Origin of the sequence: Paenibacillus solanacearum (assembly GCF_910593845.1) — a bacterium.
GTDB classification, from domain to species: domain Bacteria; phylum Bacillota; class Bacilli; order Paenibacillales; family NBRC-103111; genus Paenibacillus_G; species Paenibacillus_G solanacearum.
On the sequence record NZ_CAJVAS010000002.1, the window covers coordinates 268,501 to 287,306 of the forward strand.

The following is an 18,806-nucleotide window of genomic DNA, read 5'->3' on the forward strand; positions in this document are numbered from 1 at the left end:
GCCCGCGCCGATGCAGCCTTGCAGCCGCGATTATGCTCTTTTTTATACACAAAACCAAACCGAGGAGTGATTCGAAATGGAACAAGTCCAAATCAAGCTGCCTGACCAATCCGTGAAACTACTGGGGAAAGGGGCGACCGTCAGCGATCTGGCCGCGTCCATCAGCATAAGCCTGAAAAAAAATGCCGTCGGAGGCAAAGTGAACGACGTGCTTGTCGACCTGGATACGCCGCTGGAAGCGGACGCATCGGTGCACATCGTTACGCTGGATTCGCCCGAAGGGCTGCATCTGCTGCGGCATAGCGCCGCCCATCTGATGGCGCAAGCGCTGAAGCGGATTTACGGCGAAGGCCAAGTTTCACTCGGCGTCGGTCCCGTCATCGCCGACGGCTTTTATTACGATATCGATTTGCCTGTCACGCTCTCCCCCGCCGACCTTCCGGCCATTGAGCGCATGATGGTGCAGATCGCGCAGGAAAACTTGCCGATCATGCGACAAACGCTGCCCCGAGCGGAAGCCATAAGGCTGTTCGAGCAGATCGGCGACCCGCTGAAGCTGGAGCTGATTCGCGATTTGCCGGAGGATGCCGTCATCTCCGTTTATCGCCAGGGCGAATTCGTCGATCTGTGCCGCGGCCCTCACCTTCCGTCTACCGGCTGGATCAAGGCGTTCAAGCTGCTGTCGGTCGCCGGCGCTTACTGGCGCGGGGATGCCAGCAACAAAATGCTGCAGCGCATCTATGGAACGGCGTTTCCGGACGCGCAGCAGCTTGAAGCGCATTTGCATTTGCTGGAGGAAGCCAAGAAGCGAGATCACCGCAAACTGGGCAAGGAGCTGGAGCTGTTCATGTTCTCCGAGGAAGCGCCCGGCATGCCGTTCTATTTGCCGAAAGGCGCGCGGCTGCGCAGCGAGCTGGAGGACTACGAGCGGAAGCTTCAGCAGCAGCGAGGGTATCAAGAGGTGCGCACACCGCTGCTGATGAACCGGCAGCTATGGGAGCGGTCGGGGCACTACGATCATTACCGCGATAACATGTACTTCAGTGAGGTCGACGGGGTCGCATATGCGCTGAAGCCGATGAACTGTCCCGGCCACATGCTGATCTACGGAAGCAAGCTGCGCTCGTACCGCGATCTGCCGATTCGCATGGCGGAGAACGGGCAGGTTCACCGCCACGAGCTGTCGGGCGCACTGAACGGCATGATGCGCGTCCGTACGTTCACACAGGACGACACGCACATTTTTTGCCGCCCCGACCAAATCGAAGCGGAAATTGTCGGCATCATCGAATTAATTCGCGAAATGTACGCGACATTCGGCTTCTCGTACAGCATGGAGCTGTCGACAAGGCCGGATGATTCCATGGGCTCGGATGAACTGTGGGAGCAGGCCGAAGGCGCTTTGACATCGGTGCTGGAATCGCTGAAGCTCCCCTATCGGCTGAACGAAGGCGACGGCGCGTTTTACGGACCGAAAATCGACTTCCACATTCAGGACTCGCTGAAGCGGAGCTGGCAGTGCGCAACGATTCAGCTGGACTTCCAGTTCCCGGAAAAATTCGATTTGACGTATGTGAGCGAATCGAACCAGAAGCTGCGCCCCGTCGTCATCCACCGGGCCGTGTACGGCTCCATCGACCGGTTCATCGGGATGATTACGGAGCACTACGGCGGCGCCTTCCCGCTCTGGCTCGCTCCGACGCAGGCCGTCGTTCTGCCGATCGCCGCTGCGCATATCGAGTACGCCAAGCAGGTCGAGTCGGAGCTGCTGACCGCGGGAATCCGGGCCGAGCTGGACGACCGGGGCGAGAAGATCGGCTATAAAATCCGCGAGGCGCAGCTGCAAAAAATTCCGTACATGCTCGTCATCGGCGATCAGGAGCTGCAGTCCGGTTCCGTGTCCGTGCGCAGCCGCAGCGAAGGCGATCTCGGCGTACTGGAGCTGTCGTCGCTCATGCAAAGGTTCCGCGGAGAAGCTGCCGCGAAAAAGCCGCAATAAAATTAGGATGGAGGGCGCGAATTGCCATAGTAATGTAAAAATTGCCTGATATACTGGAGATACATGATCTCTTATTCGATAAGGCGGTGCTACATGAGGTTGCGCTCTTCATCCAAACGCTGGTTAATGATTATAACCGCCGCCGCGGTTTTCGCCGGAGGCACGGCGCTGCAAAGCCGGCTTCGGGGAACTTCGGCCGCGTCCGCCGCTGCGGACATGGCCGAAGAAACCGGCGAAGCGATTTATATGCAGCATTGCTTAGCTTGCCACGCAGCGGATGGACAAGGCAGCGGCAAATATCCCGCGCTGGTCGGGGACAAAGCCAAAAAAGGCAGGCTGGCGAACTACGACAAGGCATACGCCTATATTAGCCGCAACATGCCGGGAGACAATCCCGGCTCCATGCGGGAGGAGGAATACAAGGCCGTCACGAAATACGTGCTGGGCCTGAACGGGATTCCGACCGACTTCAGCGACATTGCCGGCCATTGGGCAGCCAAGGAGATTACCGCGTTGCAGGACCTTCGCTTCATCGACGGTTATACGGAAAACGGGAAGCTGCTGTTCAAGCCGGATCAAGCCATTACGCGCGCGGAATTTATTCGTTATTTCGCGAAGGCAAAGGAATGGTTCCTCACGAACAGCACGGAATCCGATTTGACCGACCTGCCGAAAAATGCGGATCGTGCCTACATCTTGACTGCGATCGAATACGGCGTCATCGAAGGCTACCCGGATCACACGTTCAAGCCGAGGGGGACGCTCACCCGCGCGGAAATATCGGCGATCCTCGCCCGCAGTGAAATGCTGCAAGCGTCCGGTCCGGCCGGCTTCCGCGACGTCAGTCCCGGCTTCTGGGCGGCGGACGTCATCGCCGCCGTGCAGGAATCCGGGCTGTTCGGCGGCTACGAAGACGGAACGTTCGCTCCCGACCGCAAAATGACGCGCGCCGAAGCCGTGGCCGTTATTTACCGGCTGCTCAACCCGCAATAAGCCGGCCTCTCTTCGCCTTCGCTCGCTCTTATGGTATAATGCGTTAGCTTGCATCCGGACTGCCGGCGGGTACAGGCGGCGGTTATGCCCCGCAATATCCCGTCCGTCCGCGTCGTCGAGAAAAACGGACTGCGACTGGAAGGGCTCGCCAAGCGATATTTGCAAATAAACGGCGTATGGGAAGATCATGCCATATACGCCATCACAGCCGAAGAGTGGCCGGAGCGGGAGCAAGGCTGAAGCCTCCGGGCAGCGTCAAAGCGGGCGGTGCGGGGAAATACTTCGAAAGCGCAGACGCAAGGCTGTAATGAAGAAAAGCCTCTGATCGAAGCCTTGTCGACGAAGATACATTCGTGACCCCGATGAAGCTTTTCTGAACATAATCAAAAAGCTGCCGATAGCGATATTCAGATCGCTATCGGCAGCTTTTTTTGTAGTTGAGCCCTGATTATGGGGTAGCGGGTCCAAAGGCAGCGGTGCTTTGGATGCCGGACTTGACCACCCGCGCTTATACAGCGGGATGACTTGCCTTACGCATATCTTCCCGGTCGACCGCGATGAACCGCGCGAGCAAATAGATCGCGCCGACCGACAAGGCCGCGCCGATCAGGAACGGCATGCTTTGGCTGTAGTCGTATATGCCGGCGCCGAGCAGCGGCCCGGTAATGCGTCCGAGACTGTCCATGGAGGAGCTCAGGCCGGAAGCGACGCCCTGCCCGACCTTCGTCTTTTGCGTAATGAGCGAGGTGACGCATGGACGAATCAATGCGTTGCCGGCGGCAAATACGCTCAAATAGATCGATGCAGTCAGCAGATTACTGGAGAACAGGATCAGCACAAAGCCGATCGCCGACAGCACAAGTCCGATGCCGATGACGCGGGCTTCCTGCCCTTTCTTGATCAGCCGGCGCACGACGCCTCCTTGAATCAAAGCGCCGACGACGCCGCTGACCGCGAACATGATGCCGAGCTGGGTCGCATCAGCCCCGATCTTGTCTCCTTCGAAGAGCAGCAGCGTCGCTTCCAGTCCCGCGAGCGAGAACGAGACGAAGAACGACAGCACGTACAAATATTTGAGCGAGCCGACAAAGGCGGCCCAGCGCGAAACTTTCGCTTCCTTCGGCAAACGGCGCTTTTCCGGCGTAAGCGATTCCGGCAGCATGAACAGCGCGAACACGAAGGTAGCCAGCGCCAATGCCGATGAGACGAAGAACGGCACTTCGGTGCCGAAATGGCTGAGCAGACCGCCTACGGCCGGTCCGAAGATGAAGCCGAGTCCGATCGACATCCCGACCAGCCCCATTCCCTTCGTCCGGTTTTCTTCCGACGTAATGTCGGCAACGTATGCTACGGCGCATGCCGTTGCCGCTCCCGAGAACAGACCGCCCAGAATCCGCGATACGTACATCAGCAGCAGATTGTCTCCGGCGATGCCGAATACAAAGAAGCTGACGCTGAAGCCGAGCGTTCCGATCATGATGAGCGGCCGGCGGCCGATGCGGTCCGACAACGCGCCCCATATCGGCGACATCAGGAACGACGCCAGCGAATAAACCGACAGCAGCATGCCGAGATGGAAGCTGTCGCGGCCCGATCCGGTTACCGCGTCAGGCAGAACGGGAATAATGATGCCGAAGCCGATAAATATCGTCATCAGCAGTACCATGATGATGGCAAGCTGTTTTTTCATATGTATGAGGTCCTCCTGGTCTTATGGCGAGTCCGTCCTGCACAAGCATGTCCGCTAGTGCAAGACCCTTCTTATCGTACCACAACTTTTTTCCTGATGGAAACGGCCGCCAGTGAACTGTTGCAAAATGGACACACTAGACTTAAAATCCGCTTGCATCCGTGTCACTTTTTGTTATACTCAATTTTGTTTGATTTTTATAATCAAACGCCATATTACGACATAAATGAAGGGTAGGGATGACCGTGGATCAAACGAAAACGCCCCTGTTTACCGCGCTGAAGGAACACGCGGCACGCAATCCGGTGCAGTTTCATATTCCTGGACATAAGAAAGGAGTCGGGATGGACCCGGAGTTCAGGGAGTTTATCGGAGATAACGCGCTCTCCATCGACCTGATCAATATAGCGCCGCTCGACGACCTCCATCAGCCGACCGGCGTCATCGAGCAATCCCAGCAGCTGGCGGCCAAAGCTTTCGGCGCCGACCATACGTTTTTTTCCGTACAAGGGACAAGCGGTGCGATCATGACGATGATTTTGACCGTATGCTCCCAGGGCGATAAAATCATCGTGCCGCGCAACGTACATAAATCGGTCATGTCCGCAATCATCTTCGCCGGCGCGAAGCCCGTCTTTCTGAAGCCGGTGCGCGACGAAAATCTGGGGATCGATCACGGCGTGACGACAAGCTCCGTGCGCCGGGCGCTCGAACGCCATCCGGACGCCAAAGCAGTGCTGGTCATTAACCCGACGTACTACGGGGTATGCGCCAATCTGCAGGAAATCGTCGAGATTGTGCACAGCTACGACATTCCTGTGCTGGTCGATGAAGCGCACGGCGTGCTGATTCATTTCAGCGACAAGCTGCCGATGTCGGCGATGGCTGCCGGGGCCGATATGGCCGCAACGAGCGTTCACAAGCTCGGCGGCTCCATGACGCAAAGCTCGGTGCTGAACATTCGCGGCCGCCGGGTCAATGTACAGCGGGCAAAAACGATTATCAGCATGCTGACGACTACGTCGACTTCCTATATATTGCTCGCATCGCTCGACTGCGCGCGCCGCAATTTGGCCATCAACGGCAGCGGTATGGCAGAACGCGCCATCGAGCTTGCCAACTACGCCCGGTCGGAAATCAACCGGATGTCCGGGCTGGAATGCTTCGGCGAAGATATTCTCGGCACGGAAGCGACATTCGATTTCGATCCGACCAAGGTGAACATTCATGTGCGTCACCTCGGCATCACCGGATACGATGCGGAAAACTGGCTGCGAGAGCATTTCAATATCGAGGTGGAGCTCAGCGACATGTACAACATCCTCTGCCTCGTGACGCCAGGCGATACGCGGGATAATATCGACACGCTGCTTGTCGCGCTGCGCCGCCTGTCGGAGGAAAACTACAATGTGCGCACCGCCAACGAGCTGGTGATCAAAATTCCGAAAATTCCGCAGCTGACGTTAACGCCGCGCGATGCCTTCTATGGCGATACGGAAACGATCCCGTTCAAGGAATCCGCCGACCGGATCATCGCCGAGTTTATTTATGTATACCCGCCGGGAATTCCGATCCTGCTGCCCGGCGAAGTCATTTCCCAAGATTTGATCGATTACATCACGGAGCATATCGAAGTGGGACTGCCTGTCAAGGGACCGGAGGACCGCAGTATCGAGTATGTGAAGGTGATCGTGGAAACGCCGGCTATTTTTTAACGATACCGGCCAAAGTCAAAAAGCCTGGCGCAGTCGCCAGGCTTTTCGTTTTGCTGAGGTGCTCGCGATCCGAATTCAAACCCATTTCCCCGCTTCCCGTCTGCGGCTTGGTCAGCCCTTGTTCCGATCGATCGGCTGGATTCCGGTCATTGGCATCCGGTCCGGCATCTTATTGCGTGCGGATCTCGCTGCGCCGCCGCGCTTCCCACCAGGCGATCGCGTCCGCCACGGCGTGATCCTGATGATGCTTGCAGCAATGAACTGCCGCGCCGAGCAGCTCCGGATGGGCGTTCGCTACGGCAACGCCGACGCCTGCACGGCGGATCATCTCCAGGTCATTCAGATGGTCGCCCATGGCCAGACAGCAGTCCCGGGATATGCCGAGCTGCTGCATCAAGCGCTCCAGGGCATGGCCTTTGGAAGCGCCGGTTGACAACAGCTCGATATATTTGTCGTCCGAACGCACCCACAGCACATCCGCATTTCCCGTCAGTTCCTCGACGGCGGCCGCTACTTCGTCGATCCGCGCGGGCTCCCACGCAAACAGTACCTTGATCCAAGGCTGAGCTACAAGCCCCGGCCGGTCCGCTTTTTGAAACGGCATGCTTTCGATTTGCTGGTGCTGCGCCGTCATCTCATTCTCCTGCGCGATCGTCGGATATTCTTTCGCTGCCTCATATATTTCGACGCCAATTCCCGGAAAGCGGCGAACAGTCCGCTCTACGACTTCGAGCGCGCTCTCGGGCAAAGCTCGGGTCCACGTCCGCTCGTTCCGGTCAAAATCATAAATGACGGCGCCATTATATAATATTGCCGGCACGCCAACCGGAAGCTGCTCTACGTAAGAACGGGCGGAGGCGGCAATCCGTCCCGTAGCGATCGTAAACAAGCCGCCCTGCGCAACGAAACGCGCGATCGCCTCCCGATTTTCTGGACTGATCTTCTTATCGCGATCGAGCAGCGTCCCGTCCATATCTGTTACGAGCAAACAGCCTTCAAAAATTCGATCCATGCGTTTCATGTCCCCTTCTTTTTTCAATAAGAGCAAATATTGTATTTCCAAATTCTTAATGCTATGATGGTTTTGGTGCTCGCACCGGACTTTCCCCTTTTCCAGTCTATAAGCAGGCAGGTGCAAACGTCATGGCGCAAAGCGCATATATCAAATTTGTAGAGGGATCCGCCGTACCGTCACTCACACTCGAGGAACTGAAAAACCAGCTTCTCCATTACAAGGAACAGCTCGCGCTCACCGGCCGGCAGCTCGGTTGGGAATATGATGACGCCGGGTTCCCCTATTCGATCGAATCGAAACCCGGGGCTGAAGGTTTATGGTTTTATTTAAAAGGCAAATACCCGCAATACAAATATATCGTGATGGGGGTAGGCACCGAGACGAACAACGAAACCGAGCGCCACTTCGTGCAGGTCGTTCTTCCCGATGATGCCACGGTCGGAGACAAGAGCAAGGGCAACGAATATTGCAAATATTTGGGCAAGCTGTGGAAGGCCGAGCTTCATTTATTTAACGGACGCATCATGTATTTCAATCCGCGCAAATAGTTTGGCTATACCACGCCTGGCTGCAGTTGTCATGATAGGAATCTTCCATTATCACCAGGCGTCGGTTGAAGACGTCGCGATCGCTGTCCGGATGAACCGCGCGCTATCCTCGAATCGGAGGAGCGGGCGGTTTGCTTCATTGAAAGGTCCGCACGCATAGCGAAAAACCCTTCTCATAAAAGAAGGGTTCGACATGCACTATTATTGTTCTTGCTCTTCCACAATCTCGTTGTAGATTTGAACAACGCGATTCCATTCTTCTTCGTCTTCGATGCTGGCCAGCATCGCCTCGCCGTCTTCTTCCTCGATGCGGAAAATAACGCCGTCTGCTTCCATATCGTTACGGTCCAGCAGCACAGCGTAAGCCTGCTCGCTCACTTCGAAGGTGTATACCATCACCATCTCATGCTCCACACCGTTCTCGTCGGTCACGATAAAAATATCCTCATCATGATCGTGGTCACATGAAGCATCATGGATGTGATCGCTCATGGGAAAACCTCATTTCGTCATAAAATAAATTGCTCCCCGTATCGTAACATGACCGTGGTACGGAGTCAATGAATGACGAAACGGCTCCCATGCGATGCTTACTCGGAACCGATCACTTTTTCGGAGACGACGGTATAGGCGCTGCTCTCATCCTGCTTAATGGAAAACTTCACGACATACTTGCCCGATTCGTTAAATGTCACATTAAACGGCCATGGGTACCAAAAGCTCTCCCGTTGTCCGTTGACGACCTTCTCGTGCGTCGCTACTTGTTCGCCTTCAGGCGAGTAAATCGAAATCTGGAACGAATAAATCGGCGTTTGCAAATTATCCACTTGCGCGAAGACAGCAAAATCGAGCCTGTCTCCTTTTTTTACGACGCCGAACGGCTGCTTGATCGAATAATCGTTGTCAACTTTCTTGGCAACGAACATATGTACGTTCGGCTTCTGAATAGAGACCGTCTTTTTGGCGTCATCCCATTTGACCAGCGCTTGTAGAGACTCGGACAGCACGCGAACAGGAAGTACAGCGCTGCCTTTTACCAGAAAAGCAGGCGTATCGGCTTCGCCGAACGTCTTCTCTTCATTGTTGACCATCAATTTTGCCTTGGCAAATCCCTCATATTCGCCCCACAACGAGTTCGCATAAGCTCCTGCTGCCCCAAATAGGGAGAGCGACAGCGCCAATGTCAGCAAACGCGGCACTTTCATTTCAGTAACCTCCATCATGTACTTTCTTTGCTCTGTTCTTATGCTAGTTTATACTCCGTATTCGGCCAAGAGTTGCGGTCGATTGATGAAAATAATCATATTTTTTTCATAACACTCCCATATGTAGTGAAATAACTGGGATTACGGCAAATTTATATACAAAATATGGTATTATTCATTGGGGACAGCCGATTGGCGAAACATGCGAAACTTTGGCGAGAAAAGGCGCTTTGCGCGCTTTCCCGGGAAATCGCAGGACGGTGAGCGACGACGGAAGCACAAAAAAAACTCCTGATCGGAGTTGTCGCTTTCCTTCATTATGATAGGGGATCGTAAGTATATAGTTTGGCTCCAGCACAGAACGCTGCCGAACAGCTCCGATTGCCACACACAATCAGAACATATGTTACCGTATTGTAATCTCGCTACAAAAGGTTCAAGCGAGCGCCGCAACGCGCGCCTGAGATTCACACGCGCTGCAGCATCTCCGCTGTTCGTCATTCGCCGGACATCCAGCCATTACAATCGCTCGGAAACGACCTTCGGCTGGGTAAACAGCAGCAAATAATCGCGCCCTCCCGCTTTCGAATCGGTCCCCGACATATTGAAGCCGCCGAATGGATGCACGCCGACGAACGCTCCGGTGCATTTGCGGTTGAAGTACAGATTGCCGACATGAAACGATTCGCGCGCCGCTTCCAGATGCGCCCGGTTATTGGAAATGACCGAGCCGGTCAAGCCGTAGTCGGTGCCGTTGGCAATCTCCAGCGCCTCCTCGAACGTCGCCGCCCGATGAAAAGCCAGCACAGGCCCGAATATTTCCTCCTGGGCGATCCGCGCATCGGGCGCCACATCGGCGAAAATCGTCGGCTCGATAAAATAGCCTAGGGACGGATCGCCTGCGCTGCTTCCGGCCACCAACCTTCCCTCCGTCTTGCCGATTTCGATATATTCGTTGATTTTGTCAAACGCCTTCTTATCAATCACTGGGCCCATATAAACATCCGCGCGTTTCGGATTTCCTGTCACGATCGCCTCCGTCCGTTCCGCGACGCGCCGGATGACATCGTTGTAAGCCGGCCCGACGACGATGGCCCTGGAACAAGCGGAGCATTTTTGCCCGGCGAAGCCGAACGCCGAGGCTGCGATCGCCTCCGCCGCCAGCTCTAGATCGGCATCGCTATCGACAATAATCGCATCTTTGCCGCCCATTTCGGCAACGACCCGTTTGATCCATTTTTGCCCAGGCGCGGTTATGGCCGCCCGTTCGTTAATGCGCAAGCCGACTTCCCGCGATCCCGTAAATGAAATGAACCGCGTCAACGGATGGTCTACGAGCGTGTCCCCGACCTCGCTTCCCGAACCGGGGACAAAGCTGACGACGCCGTCCGGCAGCCCGGCCTCTTCGAGCAGCTCGACGAATTTGGCGGCAATGACCGGCGTTGCGCTGGCCGGCTTCAGCACAACCGTATTGCCGGCGACGACGGCCGCAGTCGTCATACCGGCCATAATCGCCAGCGGGAAATTCCATGGCGGAATGACGATGCCCACGCCAAGCGGGATGTAGGTTAGCTCGTTATCTTCGCCGGGAATGCGGACCAGCGGCTGCCGCTGATCCAGCCGTTCCATCTCCCTGCCGTAAAATTCCAGGAAATCGATCGCCTCCGCCGTGTCCGCATCCGCTTCGCTCCAGCTTTTTCCCGCTTCCAGCACCATGCAGGCAGAGAACTCATGCTTGCGTCTTCTCAGCAGCGCAGCGGTCTTGTACAAGCAGCGCGCCCGCTGCGGCGCCGAAGTTTTACGCCAGCTCTCGAAGGCGGCCGCCGCCGACAAGACCGCTTTGTTCGCGAGCGCCTGATCCGCCTGGGCGACAAGTCCGACCACCTGCGCCGGGTCGGCCGGATTGACGGATTCCAGCTTGCGGGCAGTGACGATCCGTTCCGACCCGATTCGGATCGGGTACACCCGTCCCCCTTCCGCTTCCACCTTGCATAACGCTGCCTCAAACAACTGCTTTTGCTTAGGATCGGAAAAATTCGTCAGCGGTTCATTGCGAAACGGCTCCAACATAGCGGGCGCCTCCTCGTTCCAAAAATTTCGGTCTCCTTCCGGGCGGCTGCCGAATAAGATATAGCAAAGAGACACGCTTGTATTGATATGTATGCGGCTGAAGCTCGCGACATACGCAGTCAAGCGTGCGCGGGAGCATCCGGAGGAGGTTACATCATGGATCTCGGTACAAAGCTGTTCCGCCAGACGCTGCTGCTGCTCGCCGGCAATCGGGCGGCGGCTGCGGCGGCCCAGCGATACGGATTGAAGCTGGGAGCCGGGCGGTTCGTGGCTGGCTTGACGCTCAGCGAAGCGCTGACCGAAATGGCGGAGCTGAACCGCAAACGGATTGCCGTCACAGCCGACCATCTCGGCGAAGGTGTACGCGAATCTGCCGAAGCCAGCGCATATGCGGAGGCCTACATGCAGCTGCTCGACGGCATTCATGACCGCGGGCTCGATGCCGGCGTTTCGCTGAAGCCTACGCAAATGGGACTGGCGCTGGACCCGGAAGCCGCTTATGCGCATATTCGCGACATCGTCCGTCATGCCGGCGAACATCGCCTCTTCGTCTGCATCGATATGGAGAATTCCCCCTTTACAGACGCGACGCTTGCCATCGTCCGCAAGCTGCATACCGAAGGGCTTACGGGAGTCGGCACGGTGCTCCAGGCTTACTTGCGTCGCAGCATGGACGACTGCCGCCGATTGACGCAGGAGCGGGTCGTGCTGAGGCTCGTAAAGGGCGCTTATCAAGAAGCACCCTCCATCGCCTATCCGCACAAGCGGGAGGTCGATGAACAATTCAAGCAGTTAATCCGCCACCGTCTCGATTCGGGGGTGTTCACCGCCATCGCCACCCACGATGCCGCCATCATCGATTGGACGTGCGCCTACGCCGCAAGGAAGGGCATCCAGCGCAGCGCCTACGAATTCCAGATGCTGTACGGCGTCGCTTCAACGCTGCAGGAGCGGCTCGCGCAGGAAGGCTATGGCGTCCGCTGCTATGTTCCCTACGGGCAATCATGGTACCCGTATTTCGTAAGACGGCTGGCCGAACGGCCGGCAAACGTATGGTTCATTCTAAAAAATTGGTGAGCGGACGCCGCTAACCGGCTAACCGCATAAGCGGTTCCGCCGCCAATGAACATAGGCAGAAAGGATTGTGCCGTATGAATAAACCGCATCTTCTGAACGTCATCAGCGTTCCCTTCGATTTGGGCGCCGGCCTCCGCGGGGCAAGCTTGGGGCCAGAGGCGATCATACAAGCCGGGCTCGTCCGCAGACTCCGGCAGATCGGTCATGTCGTCGAGGCGACTGCGACCGTCCATACGCCGCAGCCGCCTGTCCGGCGGCACAAGACGCCGTCCCCTGCAGCCGGACAGCCTGCTGGCGGACCCGCTGCCGATCCCGCCTCAGACGCGCCGGCACCGGCGGATTCCCGGCTGAAGCATCTGGACGAGGTGACCGCTATCAACCGCGAGCTGGCTCATCACGTCGCCGCCAGCGCCGCCGGAGGCCGGTTCCCGCTCGTGCTCGGCGGCGATCACAGCCTCGCGATCGGCACGATTTCCGGGCTCGCCCAGACGCACCGCCGGCTCGGCGTCCTGTGGTTCGACGCGCATTCCGATCTGAATACGGCGGATACAAGCCCTTCCGGCAACCTGCACGGCATGTCGCTTTCCGCGCTGCTGGGCAAAGGCCATGAGCGGCTGACACGGCTCGGCGGCGCAGCGCCGAAAGTGCGTCCCGAGCATGTAGTGATGATCGGTCTGCGCGATCTCGATCCTGGCGAGAAAGCGCTCATCGCAGCCGAAGGCATCCACTGCTTTACGATGCATGACATCGACAAGCTCGGCATGGCCCAAGTGATCGAGGAGGCGATTCGCATCGTCAGCCGGGATACCGACGGCGTGCACGTCAGCTTCGATATCGACAGCGTCGATCCGGCAGAAGCGCCCGGGACCGGAACGCCGGTTCGCGGAGGACTCAGCTATCGCGAGGCGCATCTCGCGCTGGAGCTGCTGGCGGAAGCCCGCATCGTCACTTCGGCGGAATTCGTCGAAGTGAATCCGGCGCTGGAATCGGACGGACGGACGGCGAAGCTCGCCGTCGACCTGATTTGTTCGCTGCTGGGCGAGACCATCCTGTGAAAGGGGATGCTCCAATGGATAACAGCGCTTCACCCTTCTCTTCCTCAAGCGATGCGATTCGGGCCGCCGAGCAATTCGGGGCGCACAACTATCACCCGCTGCCTGTGGCGATTGCCCGCGCCAAAGGCGTGTGGATGTGGGATATGGAGGGACGGCAATATATGGATATGCTGAGTGCGTATTCGGCGCTGAACCAGGGACACCGCCACCCGAAAATTATCGCTGCGCTGAAACGCCAGGCAGACCGGATCACCATCGCTTCGAGAGCGTTTCATACGGACCGGCTCGGACAGTTCTATCGCGAGCTGGCCGCGTTTACCGGCAAACCGATGATTCTTCCGATGAACACAGGCGCCGAGGCGGTGGAAACGGCGATCAAGGCAGCCCGTCGCTGGGCGTACCGGCGTAAAGGCGTGCCGGACGGCGAAGCGGAAATCATCGTGTGCAGCGGCAACTTTCACGGCCGCACCGTGACCGTTACCTCCTTCTCCTCGGACGAGGCGTACCGGCAGGGCTTCGGTCCGTTCACGCCGGGCTTCCGCATCATTCCGTACGGGGATGCGGCGGCGCTCGAGCGGGCGATTACGCCCGGTACGGCGGCATTTCTCGTGGAGCCGATCCAGGGCGAGGCAGGCGTCATTATTCCGCCTGAAGGCTACTTGCGCGAAGTTGCCGCCCTATGCAAGCGGCACCAAGTGCTGCTGATCGCCGACGAGATTCAAACCGGCTTCGGCCGGACCGGGCGGCGCTTTGCATGCGATCATGAGGAGGTCGTTCCCGACATGTACGTGCTCGGCAAGGCGCTTGGCGGCGGGGTGTTCCCCGTATCGGCCGTCGCCGCGGACCGGGACGTGCTCGAGGTGTTCGAGCCGGGCTCTCACGGCTCCACCTTCGGCGGCAATCCGCTGGCCAGCGCCGTAGCCGTGGCAGCGCTCGAAGTGACGGTGCAGGAGCGGCTGCCGGAACGCTCCGCCAAGCTGGGGGCTTACTTTCTCCGCATGCTGCGCCAGCTTCAATCGCCGCGAATTCGCGATATTCGCGGCAGGGGGCTGTTTATCGGCCTCGAATTGAACGAACCGGCAAGACCTTGGTGCGAGAAGCTGATGGGCGCCGGTCTGCTGTGCAAAGAAACGCACGAGCGGGTCATCCGCTTCACGCCGCCGCTGACCGTCACACGCCCGCAGTTGACGTGGGCGTTCGAGCGTATCCGCGAAACGCTGTGTCCCGACGCCTCCGAATAAATAATTTCCCGCTTTCTGGCACATACTATCGTCAAGGAGGCGATGCACTATGGAACAAAACAAAGAACAAGTCGTTGCGGTACGCAAAAACGGCGAAGGCGACATTGTCGAGCTGAAGCTGTCTTCCGGCCAAGTCGTCGATTACCAGGAAGCGCAGCATATGATCAAGAACGGCCAAATCGCCAATGCGAATGTATTTAAAGGCCGGGACGGCGAAGAGCATCTTCGTTCCAATCCGGACGGGGATCCTTCCAACAATTTCGATAATTTGCCCGGATTTTGATTCAAGTCGGGTGATGACGCAAATGACAGCTCGCGAAACCAAGCCTTTCTTCAGGCTTGGTTTTTTTGACGCTGTTGCGGGTAGTCCACACGCCATCCGTAGGCTAAGCAGACCGCACAAGTATTAATTTTACTTAAACTGGGAGCCGGGGGCAGGAATTCGGCATGCCCGTACAGAATCATCACTACTAGATAACGATTAGACCGGGAGATGAACGCTCTTATGAATAGCAAGTGGATCTGTATCGTTTACTCTGTCCTAGTGCTTTCTTCATCCCTCTATTTTGGCGCCTCCGTTTCCCCGATCTGGCTCGCGGTCGCAACGGCTTGTTACGCGGCGGCGCACGCTTTCGATAAGCTGCTGCCCGCCCGGCTGCCGATCCAGCTCGCATTGCTCGTTGCCGTCCACTGGCTGAGCGGTACCGCGTGGTGCATTCCGCTGTATTTGCTTCAAATGTGCAGTCTGTTCTACGCAATTCCATCCTTCCGCACCGCATTGCAGATCAATATGCTTCTGACGCTGGCCGGCATCGCCGTGGCGTTCGCCAATCGGGCGGCTTCCTTCGAAACCGAAGTAACGGCAGCTTATTCGATCGTCTCCTGCTTTCTGTTCGCCTGCCTGTACCGCAAAGTGTATTCCGATATCGAGCATCAAAAACAGCAGCTGACAAACGAAAAGAAGCATCTCAGCACGCATGATGCGCTGACCGGCTTATACAACTTTCAAGAATTTCACAAGCAAATGGAGAAGCTCGTCGGTTCCGGCGAGCCGGTCATTCTCGTTCTTATGGATTGCAAAGATTTGAAATCGCTTAACACGACGAACGGATTTCAAGGCGTGAACAAAATATTGAAGCAGGTCGCGCAGCTGCTGCGCATTATTTTCCCTGAAGCCGAGCTCATTTGCCGTTATGGCGGCGACGAATTCGCCATCGTGCTCAAAACGGACGATGTCGACCATTCCATCCACTCGGTTACTCAGCAGATGGCGGTCGAATTCCCGAAACTGACCGGGATCGAGATTAATTTCGGCATCGCCAGTTACCCAAGCGACGGCATGGCCAAAGACGACCTGATCCTGGTTGCGGAGCATAACCTGTATATGATGAAACGAGATAGCTGGCTGAAGCGCGAGGAGCATATGCTTCGTTCGGAGAAATTGCGCGTGGTCGGCGAGCTGGCTTCGGGCATGGCGCATGAAATCCGCAATCCGCTGACAACCGTCAAAGGCTTCTTGCAGCTTTCCAAGGCCGGACATTACAACATTGAGCCGTGGTATGATTTGATCATGGACGAAATAAACCGGATGAGCATGCTGACGGCGGAATTTTTACAATTTTCCAGACCGCATGTCACCCAGTTTAAAATTCAGTCGATTCAAAAATGCGTGTATCGGGTATTGTCGCTGCTAGATTCGGAAACGACCCGCCTCGGCCACCATGTGCAGTTCGATCATGAGGAGGAACCCGTTCTCATGCTGATGGATCATGACAAAATGCTCCAGCTCCTGCTCAATCTGGTCAAAAATGCATTTGAAGCGATGCCGGAAGAAGGACGCGTACACATTCGTTTATACACGCTCGAGAAGCAGGCGGTGATCGAGATTACCGACAACGGCAAAGGCATACCCGAATCCGATCTTGAAAAAGTGTTCATCCCGTTCTATACGACGAAAGATTCCGGAACAGGACTCGGCCTTTCCATTTGCCACAAAATCGTACAAGACCACGAAGGAACGATCGAGGTGGAGAGCTTCGTGAATAAAGGCACGAAATTTACGATCATGCTTCCGACAGTCGGCACAAAACAGCCCGAGGCCGCCGTTACAGCAAGCGGGACAAAGATTTCGGTATGAAGCTCAACCACCGTACCGATTTGCGCCGCGGCTCGGTTATAAAGCTAAGCATGCCGGTAAGCATACCAAGCATTGCGCCGGCAGCCACTTCCGCCGGCAAATGGCCGAGCCGCTCCTCCAGTTCCTTTTCCCGCTTCTCGTGGATTAAGGTCGGATGCTGCTCGGCCAGTTTGGCGACCGTATCTTCCATTTCGTTGACTTCCGTCGCAATGAGTCCCGTTTGCCTGCGAATTCCCATGGCATCGTACATAACGATCATGCCCAGCATCATTGCGATCGCAAACGAGGTGGACGATACTCCTTTGCGCAGCGCGAGATACGTAGCGAGCGAAGCCACACCGGCCGAATGCGAGCTCGGCATGCCCCCCGTCCCGGCCAATCGGCGCCAATCCCATCCGCCGCCATGCTCCCGCGGGCTCACCGTAACTTTGAGCGCCTGCGCCGCCGCAATCCCGATAATGGACGTCCATAACGCCCGGTTCATAGCCATCACCTCAAGAATAGGTTCCTATTCTTGAGACGATTCTATACCTGCGTCTCCAGCGCAATCTCTCCTTCCATCACAACGCTGTTCTCCTCGTCCTTCCATTCCGGCTTTAGCCCGAGCAGCCGCCCCAGCTCGCTGACGGCGATCGCCCGGCTTCCCCCGAATGTCTGCAGATGAACATTCAGCCTGAACCGTTTTCCGTCCAGTTCCAGCTCGTCGTCTTTGCGGGCAAAAAACGTCAGGTCATGCCCTCCCCACCGTACGATCGTTTCCCCCGGCATTCGCTGCTTCCGGTGGCGCGCGGGAAAGGATTGGATCGGAATATAGAGCTGTCCGCTCGTATCCGTATATCGTTTGCCGGCCGCCTGCACTTTGCCGTTGACGAATAAATAAAGCATCGGCCAGCGCTCCATCCCTTCTTTGCGCATGATGGCATACAATCCTTGCTGCTCCCAGGGAGGAGGAATGTCTTTCAGTACAGCGCCGCTGCGATCGTTACCGCCAGGCAGATGCAGTTGGTACCAGTTCTCATATACAGGCGTATGGACAAACTGACTTGTCGGTTCATGATAAGCCCATACGGACAAATGACCGAAGGACGCATCGTTCAAACCCGCAATACCCGGCAGCGGTATGCTCGCTTCGATATCTTCATCGATGAAGTCGGACGCGCATTCTGCGGTCAACCGTTCTGGCGCGCCGCCGCCGGTCGGGAACAATAACAGTTGAAGCGCATAGCGAATCGGCCTTCCGAACATTTCCATGCTGAAATCCGCAGCCGATGCGAACAACACCCGCAAGCGGGAATGCTCGTTGCCTTCCTCATCGGTTTCGGATTCGACGCCCGCCTCGAGCACTTCCGGCACAAACAAGCGGTTGGACGGCTTCAGTCCGGCCAGCTTTTCCCAATACTCCCGTACCGCTGGCGTCGTATAAACAAGCGGTATATATTCGTTTTCGTGCCGCGCAAAATTAATAAGCTCCTCTGTCGACCGCGGCGAAGGCTTGCCGCTATTGCCGAACAGCATCACATAATCTTCCGCCATGATTTCGCCCGGATCCCATTTGTGCAAATAGGACATACCGCTGTTTTTCCAGCGCACCGGGTACCCGTCGAGCTGACGCAGCTTCGCCCACTCGCTCTTTTCCGTCAATTCGAATGGGTAGACGCCCTCTTTCTTTTTAAGCCAGTAATACGTGAAATGGTGGCCGTACTCGTGGATCAGCGTCGCATCGACCGGCACTTTATCCACCTCGAAGAGACGGATTGTTTTCTCCTTGTTGTTGTAATTGCCTACTCGAAACCCGCTTTGTCCCGTGCTTTTCAGCGGATCGAGTATCACTCTCTTCAGTTGGGCAAGCTCTTCCCCGTGCCTGCAGTTAAGCAGGATGCGGTACAGCGCCCTAAGCCGGGTCTCATCCCACATCGGGCTGTAGCTAATAAATTGTATTCCTTCCGGGGATGTAAACATGCGCTCAATCGTACGCTGCTCCCCGGCCGCGGAGACAGTCAGCGCGGAACGAAAAAAAGTTAATAAAATCATACATAAGCATAACAGCCCGAGCCCTTTTTT

16 protein-coding genes and 1 pseudogene are annotated in these 18,806 nt (G+C 56.7%); 10 read left to right on the forward strand and 7 right to left on the reverse strand.

From position 1 onward, the window contains the following. The first annotated feature begins 76 nt into the window (after window positions 1-76). From thrS to KXG62_RS03600, 3 genes and pseudogenes are all read left to right on the forward strand, one after another. Window positions 77-1,999 carry a threonine--tRNA ligase gene (gene thrS / locus KXG62_RS03590; RefSeq protein ID WP_218090548.1) on the forward strand — a complete coding sequence of 641 codons (1,923 nt, stop codon included), beginning with the start codon at window positions 77-79 and terminating at the stop codon, window positions 1,997-1,999. 93 nt (window positions 2,000-2,092) lie between these two features. Next, a complete protein-coding gene (locus tag KXG62_RS03595) occupies window positions 2,093-2,992 on the forward strand; it encodes an S-layer homology domain-containing protein (protein WP_218090549.1) in 900 nt (299 codons plus the stop codon). 66 nt (window positions 2,993-3,058) lie between these two features. Then, a pseudogene (locus tag KXG62_RS03600) lies at window positions 3,059-3,232 on the forward strand (GNAT family N-acetyltransferase); the annotation flags it as partial. Window positions 3,233-3,500: 268 nt separating this feature from the next. Here KXG62_RS03600 and KXG62_RS03605 read toward each other — a convergent pair. Beyond that, a complete protein-coding gene (locus KXG62_RS03605; protein ID WP_218090550.1) occupies window positions 3,501-4,682 on the reverse strand; it encodes an MFS transporter in 1,182 nt (393 codons plus the stop codon). 245 nt (window positions 4,683-4,927) lie between these two features. Between KXG62_RS03605 and KXG62_RS03610 the strand changes: the two genes are divergently transcribed. Continuing rightward, the gene (locus KXG62_RS03610) at window positions 4,928-6,397 is read left to right on the forward strand and encodes an aminotransferase class I/II-fold pyridoxal phosphate-dependent enzyme (protein WP_485020605.1); all 1,470 of its coding nucleotides are present in this window, start codon (window positions 4,928-4,930) and stop codon (window positions 6,395-6,397) included. Window positions 6,398-6,566: 169 nt separating this feature from the next. Here KXG62_RS03610 and KXG62_RS03615 read toward each other — a convergent pair whose 3' ends face one another. Further along, window positions 6,567-7,409 (reverse strand): Cof-type HAD-IIB family hydrolase, encoded by an 843-nt coding sequence (locus tag KXG62_RS03615; RefSeq protein WP_218090552.1) that lies wholly within the window; start codon window positions 7,407-7,409, stop codon window positions 6,567-6,569. Between the two features lie 131 nt (window positions 7,410-7,540). Here KXG62_RS03615 and KXG62_RS03620 point away from each other — a divergent pair, with 131 nt between their 5' ends. Beyond that, on the forward strand, window positions 7,541-7,960 hold the full coding sequence (locus KXG62_RS03620; protein WP_218090553.1) for a DUF1885 family protein: 420 nt from the start codon (window positions 7,541-7,543) through the stop codon (window positions 7,958-7,960). Window positions 7,961-8,161: 201 nt separating this feature from the next. Here the strand turns inward: KXG62_RS03620 and KXG62_RS03625 are convergent, their stop codons facing one another. From KXG62_RS03625 to pruA, 3 genes are all read right to left on the reverse strand, one after another. Beyond that, a complete protein-coding gene (locus KXG62_RS03625) occupies window positions 8,162-8,452 on the reverse strand; it encodes a DUF1292 domain-containing protein (RefSeq protein ID WP_218090554.1) in 291 nt (96 codons plus the stop codon). 98 nt (window positions 8,453-8,550) lie between these two features. Further along, a complete protein-coding gene (locus KXG62_RS03630) occupies window positions 8,551-9,165 on the reverse strand; it encodes a stalk domain-containing protein (RefSeq protein WP_218090555.1) in 615 nt (204 codons plus the stop codon). Window positions 9,166-9,684: 519 nt separating this feature from the next. After that, a complete protein-coding gene (pruA, locus tag KXG62_RS03635) occupies window positions 9,685-11,235 on the reverse strand; it encodes an L-glutamate gamma-semialdehyde dehydrogenase (protein WP_218090556.1) in 1,551 nt (516 codons plus the stop codon). 156 nt (window positions 11,236-11,391) lie between these two features. Between pruA and KXG62_RS03640 the strand changes: the two genes are divergently transcribed. The 5 genes from KXG62_RS03640 to KXG62_RS03660 all read left to right on the forward strand — a co-directional run bounded on the left by KXG62_RS03640 (window position 11,392) and on the right by KXG62_RS03660 (window position 16,745). Continuing rightward, entirely contained in the window at window positions 11,392-12,312 is a 921-nt protein-coding gene (locus KXG62_RS03640) for a proline dehydrogenase family protein (RefSeq protein ID WP_218090557.1), read from the forward strand. 74 nt (window positions 12,313-12,386) lie between these two features. After that, on the forward strand, window positions 12,387-13,367 hold the full coding sequence (rocF, locus tag KXG62_RS03645; protein ID WP_218090558.1) for an arginase: 981 nt from the start codon (window positions 12,387-12,389) through the stop codon (window positions 13,365-13,367). Between the two features lie 14 nt (window positions 13,368-13,381). Next, complete coding sequence (locus tag KXG62_RS03650) at window positions 13,382-14,608, forward strand: ornithine--oxo-acid transaminase (protein WP_218090559.1); 1,227 nt, start codon at window positions 13,382-13,384, stop codon at window positions 14,606-14,608. Between the two features lie 49 nt (window positions 14,609-14,657). Further along, on the forward strand, window positions 14,658-14,891 hold the full coding sequence (locus KXG62_RS03655) for a DUF3892 domain-containing protein (protein ID WP_218090560.1): 234 nt from the start codon (window positions 14,658-14,660) through the stop codon (window positions 14,889-14,891). A gap of 222 nt (window positions 14,892-15,113) precedes the next feature. Continuing rightward, window positions 15,114-16,745, forward strand: coding sequence for an ATP-binding protein (locus KXG62_RS03660; protein ID WP_218090561.1), 1,632 nt, complete (start codon window positions 15,114-15,116; stop codon window positions 16,743-16,745). Here KXG62_RS03660 and KXG62_RS03665 read toward each other — a convergent pair. Together KXG62_RS03665 and KXG62_RS03670 are read right to left on the reverse strand one after the other, a co-directional pair. Continuing rightward, window positions 16,714-17,229 (reverse strand): divergent PAP2 family protein, encoded by a 516-nt coding sequence (locus KXG62_RS03665; protein WP_218090562.1) that lies wholly within the window; start codon window positions 17,227-17,229, stop codon window positions 16,714-16,716. The two genes, KXG62_RS03660 and KXG62_RS03665, sit on opposite strands and share 32 nt — an antisense overlap. A gap of 41 nt (window positions 17,230-17,270) precedes the next feature. Continuing rightward, window positions 17,271-18,776 carry a hypothetical protein gene (locus KXG62_RS03670; protein WP_218090563.1) on the reverse strand — a complete coding sequence of 502 codons (1,506 nt, stop codon included), beginning with the start codon at window positions 18,774-18,776 and terminating at the stop codon, window positions 17,271-17,273. Window positions 18,777-18,806 lie beyond the last annotated feature (30 nt).